Below are 16846 nucleotides of genomic sequence, written 5' to 3'. Positions count from 1 at the left end.
ACGGAACGTTCCGTCGGCAGGCGCTGTCCATACACGGATACCCTTGACATGTGACCGACGCCCAAGAGACCGCAGCAGACGTTTCACTGCGAACCACCGGAGGCGGCCCTCCGGACGATGGCGGATCTTCTGTCGCGGAGGCGCCGATCCCTCTGCTGGAGCCGCGCGAGGGCATTCCGCCCGTGATCGCAGACGAGGCCGCGCTCGCCGAGGTGATCGCCGCGTTCGCCGCGGGCTCCGGGCCCGTCGCCGTCGACGCCGAGCGGGCGTCCGGCTATCGCTACGGCCAGCGCGCGTACCTCGTGCAGCTGCGCCGCGCGGGCGCGGGGACCGCGTTGATCGACCCCGTGGCCTGTCCCGACCTGTCCGGGCTCGGCGAGGCACTCTCCGGTGTCGAGTGGGTGCTGCACGCCGCCACGCAGGACCTGCCCTGTCTCCGCGAAATAGGCATGGTGCCGTCGCGGCTCTTCGACACCGAGCTGGCCGGGCGGATCGCCGGGTTCCCCCGGGTGGGGCTCGGCGCGATGGTCGAGGGCGTCCTGGGCTTCGTCCTGGAGAAGGGGCACTCGGCCGTCGACTGGTCGACCCGTCCGCTGCCCGAGCCGTGGCTGCGGTACGCCGCCCTCGACGTGGAGCTTCTCGTCGATCTGCGGGACGCGCTGGAGAAGGAGCTCGACCGCCAGGGGAAGCTGGAGTGGGCGCTCCAGGAGTTCGACGCGATCGCCTCGGCGCCCCCGGCCGAACCGCGCAAGGACCCCTGGCGCCGGACCTCCGGCATGCACAAGGTACGGCGGCGCCGGCAGCTGGCCGTGGTGCGGGAGCTGTGGGAGGCGCGGGACCGGATCGCCCAGCGGCGGGACGTGTCGCCGGGCAAGGTGCTGTCCGACGCGGCGATCGTCGAGGCGGCGCTCGCCGTTCCGGTGAACGTGCACGCGCTCGCCGCGTTGAACGGGTTCGGGCATCGGATGGGGCGGCGGCAGCTGGAGCAGTGGCAGGCGGCCGTCGATCGGGCGAGGGGTCTTGCCGAGGTGCAGTTGCCGCAGCCGGGGCAGCCGGTCACGGGGCCTCCGCCCCCGCGCGCCTGGGCCGACAAGGATCCTGCGGCGGCGGCTCGGTTGTCCGCGGCGCGGGCTGCGGTTTCGGCGTTGGCCGAGTCCCTGAACATGCCTCAGGAGAACCTGATCACTCCGGACACGGTGCGGCGGGTTTGCTGGGAGCCGCCCTCGCCTGTCGACGCCGAGTCCGTAGGAGCTGCGTTGGCCGGTTTGGGGGCTCGGGCCTGGCAGGTGGAGCAGGTGACGCCGGTTCTGGTGGCCGCGTTGTCCGCATAGCCGCCGTTGGGGTTCTGCGAGGTACGGCGGCTGCGGGTTGTCTGTGGTTGCTCGCGCAGTTCCCCGCGCCCCTAGGGAGTCATCTCGTCGCTCCTCGCATGAAGCCGTTGTAGATGAAGCGCTGCAACGACAGGAAGACGATCAGCGTCGGCAGGATGACCAGGACCGCTCCTGCCGAAATCACCTCCCAGTGGGCCGCGTACGGGCCCTTGAAGCGGAACAGGGACGTCGAGATCACGCCAAGATCTTCCGAGGGCATGTAGAGGAAGGGGATGTAGAAGTCGTTGTAGACGGTGATGCCCTTCACGATCACCACCGTCGCTGTCGCGGGCTTCAGCAGCGGGAAGATGATCTTTCGGTAGATCGTGAAGGCGTTGGCGCCGTCCAGGCGGGCCGATTCGTCCAGGGAGATCGGGATCGAGCGGACGAACTGCAGGAAGATGTAGATCGAGACGATGTCGGTGCCCATGTAGAGGGCGATCGGCGCCCAGAGGGTGTCGAACATGCCGAAGCTGTTGACGATCTGGAAGGTGGCCACCTGGGTCGTCACACCCGGGACCAGGGCCGCCGTCAGGAAGAGCGCCACCACCAGCTTCTTGAAGCGGAAGGTGAAGCGGTCGATGGCGTAGGCGGTCATCGAGCCGATGAGGACCGTGCCGGCGACCGAGACCAGCAGGATGATCGTGGTGTTCATGAAGGCGGAGAGCATCTCGCCGTCCTGGAACGCCGCCACGTAGTTGTGGAAGTTCAGCAGGTCGTGAGGGAGTTCCAGGGCACCGCTCGTGTCCGCCATCTCCTTCTCCGACTTGAGGGAGGTCAGCAGGACCACCACGAGCGGGAGCAGGACGACCACGGTCGCGGCGACCAGCGACAGATGGACCAGGGCGCGGGCGACCGTACGGCGGGTCATACGAGGTCCACCTTGTCGTCGGGGACCAGGCGCCGCTGCACCCAGGTCACCAGCAGGATGATCAGCAGGAGGACGATGGCGGCCGCCGAGGCCAGGCCCGTCTTGTTGAAGCGGAACGCCAGGTTCACCGTCTGGATCACGAAGGTCTCGGTGCCGGTCGCGCCCCCGGTCATGATGTACGGGATCTCGAAGACCGACAGCGAGCCGGAGATCGACAGGATCACCGTGAGGGTCAGGACCGGCTTGATGCCGGGCGCGATGATGTGGCGGAACTGGTGCCAGCGGTTCGCGCCGTCCAGTTCGGCGGCCTCGTAGAGCTCGCCCGGGATCGACTGGATGGCGCCCAGGAAGAGCACGAAGTTCAGGCCCAGGTAGCGCCAGACCGAGACGCCGGCGAGTGAGGTGTTGGCGGAGGCCGGGGTGCCCAGCCAGGCGTGGTCGGTGTGCACGCCGAACAGGCTCAGCACCGAGTCGAGGGTGCCGCCGTCCTGGAAGAAGTAGAGGAACACGAAGCCGATCGCGACCCCGTTGATCAGGTACGGGAAGAAGAGCACGCCCTTGAAGAAGTTCCGGAAGCGGACGTCGAAGCTGAGGATCGTCGCGAAGTAGAGCGCCAGGGCTATTTGGACCGCGGAGGCGGCCAGGTAGTAGCCACTCACCCAGAAGACCTCGAAGAGATCCGGGCGGGTGAAGACCTCCTGGTAGTTCTCGGTGCCCGTGTAGTGCAGTACGGGGCTGACGCCGTCCCAGTCGGTGAAGCTGTACGCCAGCATGTTGACGATCGGCGCGTACGTGAACGTGATCAGCAGGGCGAGCGGGGCGATCAGGAACAGCCAGGGGGTGACGCCCCGCCAGGCACGGGTCCGGCGGGAGGCGGGCGCCGGGACGGGGGCGGCCGTGCTCACCTCCACGGCCGCCTTCTCGGTGGTGTCCGTCATCAGGACCCCAGGTTCTTCTGGGCGTCCGTCCAGCGCTTGCTGAGGTCGCCGAGGAAGCCGTCGAGGGTGCCCTTGCGTGCGCCGCGGGCGAGGTCGACGAGGTTCTGGCGGTACTCGGGGGCGTAGATGCCGACCTCCGAGTCGCTGTCGAGCTGCTTGACCCGGGCGCCCTGGGCGTCGTCCACCTCGATGAGCTTCACGCCCTGGTCCTCGTAGGGCTTGAGGACCTGGGGCATCGGGGCGTCCTTCAGCGGGGAGATGGACAGGTTGTCCTCGACGTAGCCGGACTTGTCGGTGAACCAGTCGATCCAGGCGCGGGCGGCCTCCTTGTACTTGGAGTGGACGTTGACCGCCTGGTTGTAGTCCGGGGCCACGGTCGCGCAGAACTTGCCGCCGGTCTGCGCCGGGAACGGCATGAAGCCGATGTCGTCGGGGTTCACCCCGGCCTTCTTGGCCGCGTCCTGGAACTGCACGATCGCCCAGGTGCCGAGCCACTGGGTGGCGATCTCGCCCTTGGCCGTACGGGGCTTGGACTCCTCCCAGTTGCTGGTCGTCGGGTCCTTCTCGACCAGGCCCTCCTTCACGATGTCGTAGAGCAGGGTGTCGCCGACGCGCAGGTCGGCGCCCTTCGCCCACGGGTCGTCCTCGGCGAGCCTGGTGGTGGCCTTCGGGTCGCAGCTGACGGCGCCGTCGACGTACGTCCACGAGGTGAGCGTCCAGCCCGCCGCGAAGTTGGTGTAGTACGGAATCGCGTCGGTCTTGGCCTTGATGGCCTTCAGGTCGGCGAGGAACTCGGCCGGGGTGGTGGGCCATTCGGTGACCCCGGCCTCCTTCCAGATCCGCTTGTTGTAGATGAACCCCGGGGCCACGCCGACCGGGCTCTGTCCGTAGACCTTGCCGTCGACGGCGGTGTAGTCGGTGAAGCGGTACTTCTTGCTGCGCTCGGCCTGGGTGCCCAGCGAGGCGAAGAACCTCGGGTAGTCGGCCTTCTTGATGACCGCGGGGATCAGCAGGACGTCACCGTAGTTCTCGGTGTTCATCCGGATCTTGACCTCGGCCTCGTAGTTCGTGAGGCCCTCGAACTCGACCTTGACCTTCGGGTAGGTCTTGTTGAACTCGGCGGCGTACTTCTTGAGGGTGCCGTCCTGCACGAGGTCGGTGCGGACGGTGAGCACCTTGATGGTTCCGGTGACCTTCGACGGGTCGTCAGGAGCCTTGGCGTCGGCGCCCTTCGACGATCCTCCGGTGCCGGTGCAGCCCGGGAGCAGCAGGGCGGCACTCGCGACCACGGCCAGGGACACGGCTGTACGGCGGTTCATGTGCATCAGCTCCGTTCATGGGACGGACGAGCACGAGCGGGTTGGCTGGTTCGGTACTCTGACAACGTTTTCTTAACCGGTAAAGTCCCTATCTCGCCAAGGATGCCGAAAAGCTTTCGGGCCACTGGACTCGATCGGTTTAGGGAGTGTGTACATGCTTCAGGCCACACCGCTCACCGAGGGCTGGATCCTGCGGCACGGGGAAGAGGCGCTGCCGGCCGTCGTGCCGGGCTGTGTGCACACCGATCTGCTGGCGGCCGGGGTGATCCCGGATCCCTTTCTCGGCCTGGGCGAGCGAGAGGTCGCGTGGGTGGGGCGGCGGGAGTGGACCTACGAGAGGGACCTCGCGCCCTCGAACGGGCATGAGCAGACCGACCTCGTCTTCGACGGCCTGGACACCGCGGCGGAGATCCGCCTGGACGGTCAACTCCTGGGCCGGACACGGAACATGCACCGCTCGTACCGCTTCGACGTGACCGGCATGTCCGGTCGGCTGAGCGTGCGGTTCGCCTCCGCCTACGCCGAGGCCGAGGCGGTGCGCGGGACGCTGGGCGAGCGGCCGGCCGCGTATGCCGAGCCGTATCAGTACATCCGCAAGATGGCCTGCTCGTTCGGCTGGGACTGGGGGCCGACGCTGGTGACGGCCGGGATCTGGCGGCCGGTGCGGATCGAGCGGTGGTCGACGGCCCGGATCGCCCGGGTGCGGCCGCTGGTGAGGGTGGAAGACGGCCTGGGTGTCGTGGAGTTGGCGGTCGAGGTGGAGCGCGCCCGGGTCGAGGCGCCGCTGACCGTGGAGGCCACGGTGGGCGGGGTGCGGGCGCGCGCCTCGGTGGACGGCTCGCAGGGGGTCGTACGGCTGGAAGTGCCCTCGCCGCGGCTGTGGTGGCCGCGCGGTTACGGTGAACAACCGCTGTACGACGTCGAGTTGACCTTGCGGCACGAGGGCAGGCCGCTGGACGGGTGGCGGCGCAGGATCGGCTTTCGGATCGTCGAGCTGGATCGGTCGGCCGATGAGCACGGCACCGGGTTCTGTCTGGTCGTCAACGGCGAGCGGATCTTCGCGCGCGGCGTGAACTGGATCCCGGACGACGTCTTCCCCTCCCGGATCACCCGTGAGCGGTACCGATCCCGCTTGCGGCAGGCCGCCGACGCCGGGGTGGACCTGGTGCGGGTCTGGGGCGGCGGGATCTACGAGAGCGAGGACTTCTACGACGCCTGCGACGAGTCGGGGCTGCTGGTGTGGCAGGACTTCCCGTTCGCCTGCGCCGCCTATCCGGAGGAGCAGCCGCTCAGGGGCGAGGTGGAGGCGGAGGCCCGGGAGAACGTCGTACGGCTGATGCCGCATCCCTCGCTGGTGCTGTGGAACGGCAACAACGAGAACCTGTGGGGGTTCCGGGACTGGGGCTGGGAGGCGCGGCTCGCCGGGGACTCCTGGGGCGAGGGGTACTACCTGGGCGTACTGCCGCGCGTGGTGGCCGAGTTGGATCCGACGCGGCCGTACACGGCGGGGAGTCCCTGGTCCGGGTCGTGGGAGCACCACCCGAACGATCCGGCGCACGGCACGCATCACTCGTGGGAGGTGTGGAACCGTCTCGACTACGCCGAGTACCGCACCGAAGTGCCCCGGTTCGTGGCCGAGTTCGGGTGGCAGGCACCGCCCGCGTACGCGACGCTGGCGCGGGCGCTGGCCAGGGAGGAGCTCGCGGCGGACTCCCCTGGCATGCTGCACCACCAGAAGGCCGACGACGGGAACGGCAAGCTGCGGCGGGGGCTGGAGCGGCATTTCACCTTCCCCGAGGGGGACTTCGACCGCTGGCACTACCTCACGCAGGTCAACCAGGCGCGGGCCGTGGCGGCCGGGATCGAGCACTGGCGGTCGCACTGGCCGGTGTGCGCGGGGACGGTGGTGTGGCAGCTCAACGACTGCTGGCCGGTGACGAGTTGGGCGGCGGTGGACGGGGACGGGCGGGAGAAACCGCTGTACCACGAGCTGCGGCGGGTGTACGCGGACCGGCTGTTGACGCTCCGGGAGGGTGTGCTGGCCGTCGTCAACCAGGCCGCCGAGGAGTGGACGGGGGTGGTGCGGCTGCGGCGGATGTCGGTCGAGGGAGCGGTGATCGGCGAGGCGGACGTGGAGTTCCGGGCGGGGCGGCGGGCGGTCGCCGAGGTGCCGGTGCCGGGCGAGCTGGAGCCGGTGGGGCCGAAGGAGTTCCTGGTGGCCGACGCCGACGGGCTGCGGGCCCTGCACTTTCCCGCCCCCGACCGTGACATCCCCTACCCCCGGCCGGAGTTCGACGTCACCGTGGCGCCGGGTGCCGTCACCGTGACGGCCCGCACCCTCGTACGGGATCTGCTGTTGCAGGCCGACCGGCTGGATCCGGCGGCTCGGGCCGACCGGGGCCTGGTGACGTTGTTGCCCGGTGAGCGGGTGACCATCGGGGTCGGCGGCTGGGAGACTCCTGACGCGGACCTCGCCCGGTCCGCCCTGTACTGCATGGAGCCCACTTCATGACGACCTCCCGCGTCACCATCAAGGACGTCGCCGCGCGCGCCGGGGTGTCCAAGGGGGCCGTGTCGCTCGCCTTCAACCACAAGCCGGGGCTGTCGGAGGCGACCCGGGACCGGATCTTCCGGGCCGCGCGGGAGCTGGGCTGGGCGCCGAACCTCACCGCGCGGACGCTGGCCGGGTCGCGGGTGGACGTGGTGGGGCTCGCGGTCTGCCGGCCGGCCCGGTTGCTGGGGCTGGAGCCCTTCTACATGGAGTTCGTGTCGGGTGTGGAGAGCGTGCTGATCGAGCGGAACTGCTCGCTGCTGCTGCGCCTCGTGCGGAACGTGGAGGAGGAGGTCGGGCTCCAGGAGGCGTGGTGGCGGGGCCGGCAGATCGGCGGCTCGATTTTGGTCGACTTCCGGGCGGACGATCCGCGGGTCGCCGCCGCCGAGCGGCTGGGGATGCCGGTGGTGGCCGTGGGGCATCCGTCGTTCACCGGCACGCTGACCTCCGTGTGGACCGACGACGCGACCGCCGTGACGGAGGCCGTGCGGTACCTCGCGGCGCTCGGCCACCGGCGGATCGCCCGGGTGGGCGGGGCGGCGGCCCTCGGGCACACGGCCATGCGGACGGCCGCCTTCGACGAGGCGGCGCGGGCCCTGGAGCTCGCCGGGGCCTGGCAGGTCACCACCGACTACTCGGGCGAGGCGGGGGCACGGGCCACGAGGTCCCTGCTGACCGCCGCCCCGCCGGACCGGCCGACGGCGATCGTCTACGACAACGACATCATGGCCGTCGCCGGGCTGTCGGTCGCGGCGGAGATGGGCCTGCACGTTCCGCGCGACGTCTCGCTGCTCGCCTGGGACGACTCCCAGCTGTGCCGGCTCACCCATCCGACACTCTCCGCGATGAGCCACGACGTGCACGGATTCGGCGCGGAGGCGGCCCGTACGCTGTTCGGGGTGATCACCGGAGAGGGGCCCGGATCGCATCCGGTACCCACTCCGGTCCTGACGCCACGGGGTTCCACGGCGCCTCCCGCGGTGTGACCTTCGCCGCTCCCGCCTCCAGGGGTGGGCAGTCACGTTACTGATAAGTAGCATGGGGCTGAGCGCGCGCTCAGCGCGGCCGCAGCAGTGCAGATCCCGCATCTGGAGGAGAGCCATCGTGCCTCGTACCGTCAGGGACGTCGTCTTCGTCGACGGCGTCCGCACCCCGTTCGGCAAGGCGGGCCCGAAGGGCATCTACCACGAGACCCGCGCCGACGACCTCGTCGTGAAGGCGATCCGGGAGCTGCTGCGCCGCAACCCGGGTCTGGACCCGAAGAAGATCGACGAGGTCGCCATCGCCGCGACCACGCAGATCGGCGACCAGGGCCTGACCATCGGCCGCACCGCGGGCATCCTCGCCGGTCTGCCGCAGTCGGTACCCGGCTACTCCATCGACCGCATGTGCGCGGGCGCCCTGACCGCCGTGACGACGGTCGCCGGTTCGGTCGCCTTCGGTGCCTACGACATCGCCGTCGCCGGTGGTGTCGAGCACATGGGCCGCCACCCCATGGGCGAGGGCGTGGACCCGAACCCGCGGTTCGTGAGCGAGAAGCTGGTCGACGAGTCCGCCCTGTTCATGGGCATGACCGCCGAGAACCTGCACGACCGCTACCCGACGATCACCAAGCAGCGCGCCGACGAGTACGCCGTGCGCTCCCAGGAGAAGGCCGCCAAGGCGTACGCCAACGGCAAGATCCAGGCCGACCTGGTCCCGATCTCGGTGCGCCGGACCAACCCGGAGGCCGGTGAGACGGGCTGGGGCCTGGTCACCGCCGACGAGCCGATGCGCCCGGGCACCACCCTGGAGAACCTCTCCGGTCTGAAGACCCCGTTCCGCGTCCACGGCCGGGTCACCGCCGGTAACGCGGCCGGTCTGAACGACGGCGCCACCGCCTCCCTCATCGCCTCCGAGGACTTCGCCCGCGAGAACGACCTGCCGGTGAAGATGCGCCTGGTCTCGTACTCCTTCGCGGGTGTCGAGCCCGAGGTCATGGGCTACGGCCCGATCCCGGCCACCGAGAAGGCGCTCGCCCAGGCGGGTCTGTCGATCTCCGACATCGGTCTGTTCGAGATCAACGAGGCCTTCGCGGTCCAGGTCCTGGCCTTCCTGGAGCACTACGGCATCGCGGACGACGACGAGCGCGTCAACCAGTACGGCGGCGCCATCGCCTTCGGTCACCCGCTGGCCTCCTCGGGTGTGCGTCTGATGACGCAGCTGGCCCGCCAGTTCGAGGAGCAGCCCGAGGTCCGCTACGGCCTGACCACCATGTGCGTCGGCTTCGGCATGGGCGCGACGGTCATCTGGGAGAACCCGAACCACAAGGACGCCGGAGGCAGCAAGTGAGCACCACTGAGCTCTTGAAGGGTGCGGCCGAGCTGTTCCCGGACGAGGTCGTCACCCAGGCGCACGTACGCCACCTGGACCTGCCGTTCAACGCGGGGCGCTTCGCGCTCATCACGCTGGACAACGGCTTCGACCACACCAAGCCGACCACCTTCGGCCCGGCGTCGCTGGCGAACCTGAACACCGCCATCGACCAGGTCGAGAAGGAGGCCTCGGCCGGCGAGATCGTCGGTGTCGGCATCACCGGCAAGCCGTTCATCTTCGCCGTCGGCGCCGACCTCAAGGGCGTCGAGCTGCTCAAGGAGCACAAGGACGCGCTGGCCATCGGCAAGGGCGGCCACGAGGTCTTCAAGCGCCTCGCGGGCATCGCGGTGCCGACCTTCGCGTACTACAACGGCGCGGCCATGGGCGGTGGCGTCGAGGTCGGCCTGCACTGCACCTACCGCACGGTGTCCGCGGCCCTGCCCGCCTTCTCGCTCCCCGAGGTCTTCCTCGGCCTCGTCCCCGGCTGGGGCGGCTGCACCCTGCTGCCGAACCTGATCGGCGCCGAGAAGGCCGTCTCGGTCATCATCGAGAACTCCCTCAACCAGAACAAGCAGCTCAAGGGCGCCCAGGTCTACGAACTGGGCATCGCCGACGCCCTGTTCGAGGGCGCGGACTTCCTGGAGCAGTCCCTGCTGTGGACGGCGTCCGTCCTCAAGGGCGAGATCGTCGTCGAGCGTCCCGCGATCGACCGCGGTGAGGCCTGGGACCAGGCCGTCGCCAAGGGCCGCTTCGTCGCGGACTCCAAGGTGCACGGTGCCGCCCCGGCCGCCTACCGCGCCCTGGACATCATCGAGGCCGCCAAGAACGGCGATCTCCAGCAGGGCTACGACGCCGAGGACCAGGCCCTCGCCGACCTGATCATGGGTGGCGAACTGCGCTCCGGCATCTACGCGTTCAACCTGGTGCAGAAGCGCGGCAAGCGTCCCGCCGGCGCCCCGGACAAGAACCTGGCCCGCCCGGTCACCAAGGTCGGTGTCGTCGGCGCCGGTCTGATGGCCTCCCAGCTCGCGCTGCTGTTCCTGCGCCGCCTGGAGGTGCCGGTCGTGCTGACCGACATCGACCAGGAGCGCGTCGACAAGGGTGTGGGCTACGTCCACGCCGAGATCGAGAAGCTGCTCGGCAAGGGCCGTATCAACCAGGACAAGGCCAACCGCCTCAAGGCCCTGGTCACCGGTGTGCTGGACAAGGCGGAGGGCTTCTCCGACGCGGACTTCATCATCGAGGCCGTGTTCGAGGAGATCGGCGTCAAGCAGCAGGTGTTCGCGGAGGTCGAGGCGGTCGCCCCGGCGCACGCGATCCTCGCCACCAACACCTCCTCGCTGTCCGTCTCGGAGATGGCGTCGAAGCTGAAGAACCCCGAGCGGGTCGTGGGCTTCCACTTCTTCAACCCGGTCGCGATCCTCCCGCTCCTGGAGATCGTCCGCGGCGAGCAGACCGACGACGCGTCGCTCGCGACCGCCTTCGCGGTGGCCAAGGAGCTGAAGAAGACCGCGGTGCTCGTGAAGGACGCCCCGGCGTTCGTCGTGAACCGCATCCTCACCCGCTTCATGGGCGAGATCCAGAACGTCATCGACGAGGGCACCCCGGTCGCCGTCGCGGAGAAGGCGGTGGAGCCGCTCGGCCTGCCGATGTCCCCGCTGGTCCTCCTGGAGCTGGTCGGTCCCGCGATCGGTCTGCACGTCTCGGAGACCCTCAACCGGGCCTTCCCGGACCGCTTCACGGTCTCCCCGAACCTCGCGGCCGTCGTCAAGGCGGGCAAGCGCGGCTTCTACGTCTACGACTCCGGCAAGCCGGAGCTGGACCCCGAGGTCGCCGCGCTCCTCGAGCAGGGCGATGTCGTCCTGTCCGAGGAGCAGGTCCGCGAGCGCGTCCTGGACGCCGTCGCCCAGGAGATCGGGCTCATGCTCGACGAGGGTGTCGTCGCCGAGGCCCAGGACATCGACCTCTGCCTGATCACGGGCGCCGGCTGGCCCTTCCACCTGGGCGGCATCACGCCGTACCTGGACCGCGAGGGTGTCTCGGAGCGCGTGAACGGCAAGAAGTTCCTGGCGCCGGGCGTGGCGTCGGTCCCGGCGTAAGCGCGTCTCGTACGGCCGTACTGAGGGCCTCCGTTCCGGGTTTCCGGGCGGAGGCCCTCTGTCGTACGTTCTCGGCAGTCGGGGGGCTCAGACGTCCTGCCAGGCCGCCAGCGCGAGTCCCGGCTCGTCCTTCTGCCGGGCGACCCGCAGGTCGCCGTCGGGGGTGAGCGTCGCGGCGACGATACGGCCGTCCGCGTCCTCGGCGAGGGCCACGGCCGTGCCCACCGGCAGCTGCGGCCCGGACTCGGTCCACCACAGGCCCGCCGACTCCTGCTCGGTGGGGCAGGCGGCGAAGGCGACCCGGCCGGAGGCCGACCGCTGGGCGAGCAGCGTGCAGTCGTGCCCCTCCAGCGTGCAGCGCAGCAGGGCGACCGGGCCGGGACCGGCCGCCGCGAGCAGGGGCACGGGCTCCAGGCCCGGGCGCCAGGCGTGCAGCATGCCCTCGGGGTCCGCGAAGAACAGCGTGGTGTGCTCCTTGGAGGTGGGCAGCGCGCTCAGGGTGCCCGGCTCCACGCGGACCGGCAGCGGGTCGTCCGGCACGGGAGGCGCCCCGGCCTCCTCCTGGAGCCAGCGCAGGACGCCGGTGGGGTTGCTGCCGTACAGCTCCACCCGGCCCGACTCCCCCGTCACGGCGGCCAGTTGCTCGTGGACGTCGGCGCCCTTGAGGTCCGCCCAGGCGCTCCAGCCGCCGCGCTCCTTCTGTACGAGCGCGTGCACGCCGTTCCCGCGGTTGCGGACGAAGACATGCGCCCGGCCCTCCGCGTCCACGGCCACGGCGGGCAGGCCGGTACGCGCGCCCGCCTTGTCGGGGTGGCCGATGGGAGCCCAGTCGAGGGGGGCGAGGTGGACGCGGAAGTGGGTGGAGTGGACCAGGCCCGACTCCGCGGCCTTGGTGGGGCGCCAGGCGACCAGGTGGGCGTAGCCGTCGACGCCCCGGCCGACGGCGAGTCCGGGGTGCAGGCGCTGGTCGCCGCCGACCTTGCGCCAGGGCAGCCAGGTGTCGTCGCCCGGGCGACGCTCCGCCCGGCACCACACTCCGTCCTCGCGGACGGCGTAGACGCCGAGCCGGCCGTCGCGGGCGCGGATGAGCCAGTTGCCGTTCACTGTACGGACCATTGACACGGGGTCACTCTAATCGGGCGGTCGGCAGCGCGTTCGGGTGGGCCGGGCGTGGGACGCTGGGGGCATGAGTGACGTGCTGCTGGTGGTCGTGGACGCCGCGAATGTCGTCGGTTCGGTGCCGGACGGGTGGTGGCGGGACCGGCGGGGGGCGGCGGAGCGGCTGCGGGACCGGCTGGCGGCGGACGGGGTGCCGGGACGGGACGGTCCCCTGGAGATCGTGCTGGTGGTGGAGGGGGCGGCTCGGGGGGTGTCGTCGGTGCCGGGGGTGCGGGTGGAGTCGGCGCGGGGGAGTGGGGACGACCACATGGTGGAGCTGGTGGCCGGGGCGGGGGGTGAGCGGCCGGTGCTGGTGGTCACGGCGGATCGTGAACTACGGCGGAGAGTTGGGGAGTTGGGGGCGGAGGTGGCGGGGCCGCGGACGGTTCGTTCCTGAGCGCCTATGGATGTGCCGCGCATGTCGTGAGGCGGCTGCGGGTGCGTCGTGGCTGGTCGCGCAGTTCCCCGCGCCCCTAGGTGGGTCACAGCTGGGCATGCCCGGACTGCACCCACTCAGGGGCGCGGGGAACTGCGCGACCGGCCCCCACCGGCCCGCAGCCGACAACGCACCCGCTGCGCGTTACTCCGTCTCGGCCCGCTGATTCAGGCGGCTGTGGGTGCGGCCGTACAGGAAGTACACCGCGAACCCGAGCACCATCCAGATCGCGAACCGCAGCCACGTCTCCGCCGGCAGGTTGAGCATCAGCCAGAGGGAGGCGAGGACCGACAGGATCGGGATGACCGGGACCCACGGGGTGCGGAAGGCGCGGGGCAGGTCGGGGCGGGACTTGCGGAGGATGATCACGCCGATCGCCACCACCACGAACGCGAACAGGGTGCCGATGTTGACCAGTTCGGCGAGTTCGCTGAGCGGGGTGAAGCCGGCGACGATCGCGATGACCACGCCGAGCAGGATGGTCGGGCGGTGCGGGGTGCGGAACTTCGGGTGCACGTGGGAGAAGAACGTCGGCAGGAGTCCGTCCCGGCTCATCGCGAAGAAGACGCGTGTCTGACCCAGGAGCAGGATCATGCACACCGTCGTCAGGCCGACCGCGGCGCCGAAGCTGATGAAGCCCGCGAACCAGGGGTGCCCGGTGGCCTTGAAGGCGTCCGCGAGCGGGGCCGTGACGGACAGGTCGGTGTACTTCTGCATGCCGGTCACCACGATCGACACGGCCACGTAGAGCGTCGTGCAGATGAGCAGGGAGCCGAGGATGCCCCGGGGCATGTCCCGCTGCGGGTTGCGGGTCTCCTCCGCCGCCGTGGCGACCACGTCGAAGCCGATGAAGGCGAAGAAGACGACCGAGGCGGCCGTGAAGATGCCCATGACGCCGAAGTTGGAGGGCGCCCAGCCGAACATCAGCTGGATGAGCGGCGACTGGAGACTGTCACCCGCCGGGACCTCCTGTGCCTTCGGGATGAACGGGTCGTAGTTGTCGCCCTTGATGAAGAAGGCACCGGCGACGATCACGGTCAGGACGACCGTCACCTTGACCGCGACCACGAGCGAGGTGACGCGCGCGGAGAGCTTGGTGCCGAGCACGAGGATGCCGGTGAGCACCAGGACGAGCAGGGCGGCGAGGATGTCGAAGCCGAAGCCGTCGGCCCCGTCCCGGCCGCTGAGCGCCTCCGGCAGATGGACGCCCGCGTTGTCGAGGAGCGAGGCGATGTAGCCGGACCAGCCGACCGCGACCACCGCGGTGCCGAGCGCGAACTCCAGGACGAGGTCCCAGCCGATGATCCAGGCGGGCAGTTCGCCGAGGGAGGCGTAGGAGAAGGTGTACGCCGATCCCGCCACCGGGACGGTGGAGGCGAACTCGGCGTAGCAGAGCGCGGCGAGCGCGCAGACGACGCCGGCGACCACGAAGGCCAGGGCGACCGCCGGGCCGGCGTTGTTCTTGGCGACGGTGCCGGTCAGGACGAAGATGCCGGTGCCGATGATGACGCCGACGCCGAAGACCGTCAGATCGAGCGCGGACAAGGATTTCTTGAGCGCGTGCTCTGGCTCCTCGGTATCGAGGATGGACTGCTCGACCTTCTTCGTCCGGAAGAGGGTGCTGCTCACGATGACCTCCCACGCTGTGTCGTCCTCGACATGATCGAGAGGGGGCGTAGGTCGTATGCCCCGGCACGGGCCGATTCACGCGAATGGGCCGGTCACACCACTGTCAAGAGTGGTGTGACCGGCCCGTACGGGCGAGCCCCCCGTCAGTCGCGGGCCGACTCCACTTCGGTGCGTGCGTCGTCGTAGCGGCCGTCCAGCTTGGAGACCAGGCCGGTGACCTGGCGGGCGATGTCGGGCGCGGTGAGCCCGATCTCCGCCATGATCTCGGCGCGGGAGGCGTGGTCGAGGAAGCGCGGCGGGATGCCGAAGTCGCGCAGCGGGACGTCCACACCCGCGTCGCGCAGGGCCTGCGCGATCGCCGAGCCGACGCCGCCGACGCGGGAGTTGTCCTCGACGGTGACGACCACGCGGTGCCGCTCGGCGAGCGGGGCCATGGCCTCGTCGACGGGCTTGACCCAGCGCGGGTCGACGACGGTGGTGGAGATGCCCTGCTGGTCGAGCAGGCCCGCGATCTCCAGGCACATCGGCGCGAGGGCGCCGACGGAGACGAGGAGCACGTCGGGCGTGTCGGTGCCGGGCTCGCGCAGGACGTCCATGCCGCCGACGGTGCCCACGGCGGGTACGGCGGGGCCGACGACGCCCTTGGAGTAGCGCAGCACGGTCGGCGCGTCCTCGACCTGGACGGCCTCGCGGAGCTGGGCGCGCAACTGCTCGGCGTCGCGCGGGGCGGCGAGCCGCAGGGTCGGGACGACCTGGAGCATCGACATGTCCCACATGCCGTTGTGGGAGGCACCGTCGTCGCCGGTGACGCCGGCCCGGTCGAGGACGAAGGTCACCCCGCACTTGTGCAGGGCGACGTCCATGAGGACCTGGTCGAAGGCGCGGTTGAGGAAGGTGGCGTAGACGGCGAAGACGGGGTGCAGTCCACCGGTCGCGAGGCCCGCCGCAGAGACGGCCGCGTGCTGCTCGGCGATGCCGACGTCGTAGATCCGGTCCGGGAAGGTGTCCGCGAACTTCTTCAGGCCGACCGGCTGGAGCATGGCCGCGGTGATGGCGACGATGTCCTCGCGCTCCTGGCCGAGCTTGACCATCTCGTCGCCGAAGACGGAGGTCCAGCTGGCGGCGGCGGCCTTGATGGGCAGGCCGGTGTCGGGGTGGATCGGGCCGATGCCGTGGAAGCGGTCGGCCTCGTCCTGCTCGGCGGGCTCGTAGCCGCGGCCCTTCTCGGTGAGGCAGTGCACGATCACCGGGCCGCCGAACCGCTTGGCGCGGGCCAGCGCCGACTCCAGCGCCTCGATGTCGTGGCCGTCGATGGGGCCGACGTACTTCAGGCCGAGGTCCTCGAACATGCCCTGGGGCGCGATGAAGTCCTTGAGGCCCTTCTTGGCGCCGTGCAGGGTCTCGTAGAGGGGGCGGCCGACGACCGGGGTGCGCTCCAGGAGGTCCTTGCCGCGGGCCAGGAAGCGCTCGTAGCCGTCGGTGGTGCGCAGGGTCGCGAGGTGGTTGGCGAGGCCGCCGATGGTCGGCGCGTAGGAGCGCTCGTTGTCGTTGACGACGATGACGAGCGGGCGGTCCTTGGCGTCGGCGATGTTGTTCAGCGCCTCCCAGGCCATACCGCCGGTCAGGGCGCCGTCACCGATGACGGCGACGACGTGGTCGTCCCGTTTGAGCACCTGGTTGGCTTTCGCGAGCCCGTCGGCCCAGCCGAGGACGGTCGAGGCGTGGCTGTTCTCGATGACGTCGTGCTCGGACTCGGCGCGCGAGGGGTAGCCGGACAGGCCGCCCTTGGAGCGCAGCTTCGAGAAGTCGTGGCGGCCGGTGAGCAGCTTGTGCACATAGGACTGGTGCCCTGTGTCGAAGAGCACCCGGTCCTTGGGCGAGTCGAAGACGCGGTGCAGCGCGATGGTCAGCTCGACCACACCGAGGTTGGGCCCCAGGTGCCCACCGGTCTTGGAAACGGCGCCGACGAGGAAGCTCCTGATCTCCTCCGCCAGCTGGTCCAGCTCCTCAAGGCTGAGCCGGTCCAGATCGCGCGGTCCCCTGATACGGGTCAGCAGCGGCACCCGTGCCTCCTTGCAGTAGAGCTGATCGAGCTTTGCCGGGCGTGTCGAGTCTAATGT

The 16846-nt window shown here is 70.2% G+C and carries 12 protein-coding genes; 6 read left to right on the top strand and 6 right to left on the bottom strand.

The genetic code is table 11. The features are described from left to right. Positions 1-50: 50 nt before the first annotated feature. Complete coding sequence (locus AC2XR2_RS33615; protein ID WP_491517087.1) at positions 51-1331, top strand: HRDC domain-containing protein; 1281 nt, start codon at positions 51-53, stop codon at positions 1329-1331. A gap of 79 nt (positions 1332-1410) precedes the next feature. On the opposite strand, the gene AC2XR2_RS33610 is transcribed toward AC2XR2_RS33615, so the two are convergent. The 3 genes from AC2XR2_RS33610 to AC2XR2_RS33600 are packed head-to-tail and all read right to left on the bottom strand — an operon-like array spanning position 1411 to position 4498. Then, positions 1411-2241 carry a carbohydrate ABC transporter permease gene (locus AC2XR2_RS33610; protein ID WP_491517086.1) on the bottom strand — a complete coding sequence of 277 codons (831 nt, stop codon included), beginning with the start codon at positions 2239-2241 and terminating at the stop codon, positions 1411-1413. After that, positions 2238-3179: a carbohydrate ABC transporter permease gene (locus tag AC2XR2_RS33605; protein ID WP_449350766.1), complete on the bottom strand. Its 942-nt coding sequence runs from the start codon at positions 3177-3179 to the stop codon at positions 2238-2240. Before AC2XR2_RS33605 ends, AC2XR2_RS33610 begins: the two co-directional genes overlap by 4 nt. After that, on the bottom strand, positions 3179-4498 hold the full coding sequence (locus AC2XR2_RS33600; RefSeq protein WP_491517085.1) for an ABC transporter substrate-binding protein: 1320 nt from the start codon (positions 4496-4498) through the stop codon (positions 3179-3181). Before AC2XR2_RS33600 ends, AC2XR2_RS33605 begins: the two co-directional genes overlap by 1 nt. Positions 4499-4652: 154 nt before the next feature. Here AC2XR2_RS33600 and AC2XR2_RS33595 point away from each other — a divergent pair, with 154 nt between their 5' ends. From AC2XR2_RS33595 to AC2XR2_RS33580, 4 genes are all read left to right on the top strand, one after another. Beyond that, the gene (locus AC2XR2_RS33595) at positions 4653-7010 is read left to right on the top strand and encodes a glycoside hydrolase family 2 protein (RefSeq protein WP_491517084.1); all 2358 of its coding nucleotides are present in this window, start codon (positions 4653-4655) and stop codon (positions 7008-7010) included. Then, positions 7007-8035: a LacI family DNA-binding transcriptional regulator gene (locus AC2XR2_RS33590; RefSeq protein WP_381300103.1), complete on the top strand. Its 1029-nt coding sequence runs from the start codon at positions 7007-7009 to the stop codon at positions 8033-8035. Before AC2XR2_RS33595 ends, AC2XR2_RS33590 begins: the two co-directional genes overlap by 4 nt. A 118-nt stretch (positions 8036-8153) precedes the next feature. Continuing rightward, the gene (locus AC2XR2_RS33585; RefSeq protein ID WP_062022059.1) at positions 8154-9380 is read left to right on the top strand and encodes a thiolase family protein; all 1227 of its coding nucleotides are present in this window, start codon (positions 8154-8156) and stop codon (positions 9378-9380) included. Continuing rightward, positions 9377-11503, top strand: a complete 2127-nt coding sequence (locus AC2XR2_RS33580; protein WP_491517083.1) for a 3-hydroxyacyl-CoA dehydrogenase NAD-binding domain-containing protein — start codon at positions 9377-9379, stop codon at positions 11501-11503. Before AC2XR2_RS33585 ends, AC2XR2_RS33580 begins: the two co-directional genes overlap by 4 nt. Positions 11504-11590: 87 nt before the next feature. On the opposite strand, the gene AC2XR2_RS33575 is transcribed toward AC2XR2_RS33580, so the two are convergent. Next, the gene (locus AC2XR2_RS33575) at positions 11591-12619 is read right to left on the bottom strand and encodes a DUF8189 domain-containing protein (RefSeq protein WP_449353293.1); all 1029 of its coding nucleotides are present in this window, start codon (positions 12617-12619) and stop codon (positions 11591-11593) included. A gap of 70 nt (positions 12620-12689) precedes the next feature. Here AC2XR2_RS33575 and AC2XR2_RS33570 point away from each other — a divergent pair, with 70 nt between their 5' ends. Further along, complete coding sequence (locus AC2XR2_RS33570; protein WP_491517082.1) at positions 12690-13058, top strand: PIN domain-containing protein; 369 nt, start codon at positions 12690-12692, stop codon at positions 13056-13058. A 183-nt stretch (positions 13059-13241) separates the two neighbouring features. On the opposite strand, the gene AC2XR2_RS33565 is transcribed toward AC2XR2_RS33570, so the two are convergent. Both AC2XR2_RS33565 and dxs read right to left on the bottom strand, forming a co-directional pair. Next, a complete protein-coding gene (locus AC2XR2_RS33565) occupies positions 13242-14726 on the bottom strand; it encodes an amino acid permease (protein ID WP_491517081.1) in 1485 nt (494 codons plus the stop codon). A 143-nt stretch (positions 14727-14869) separates the two neighbouring features. Further along, positions 14870-16789 carry a 1-deoxy-D-xylulose-5-phosphate synthase gene (dxs, locus tag AC2XR2_RS33560; protein WP_491517080.1) on the bottom strand — a complete coding sequence of 640 codons (1920 nt, stop codon included), beginning with the start codon at positions 16787-16789 and terminating at the stop codon, positions 14870-14872. Positions 16790-16846: the final 57 nt, after the last annotated feature.

It is taken from the genome of Streptomyces sp. LS-MS-L19 (assembly GCF_058382285.1).
This window is presented reverse-complemented; position numbering and strand designations above follow the sequence as displayed.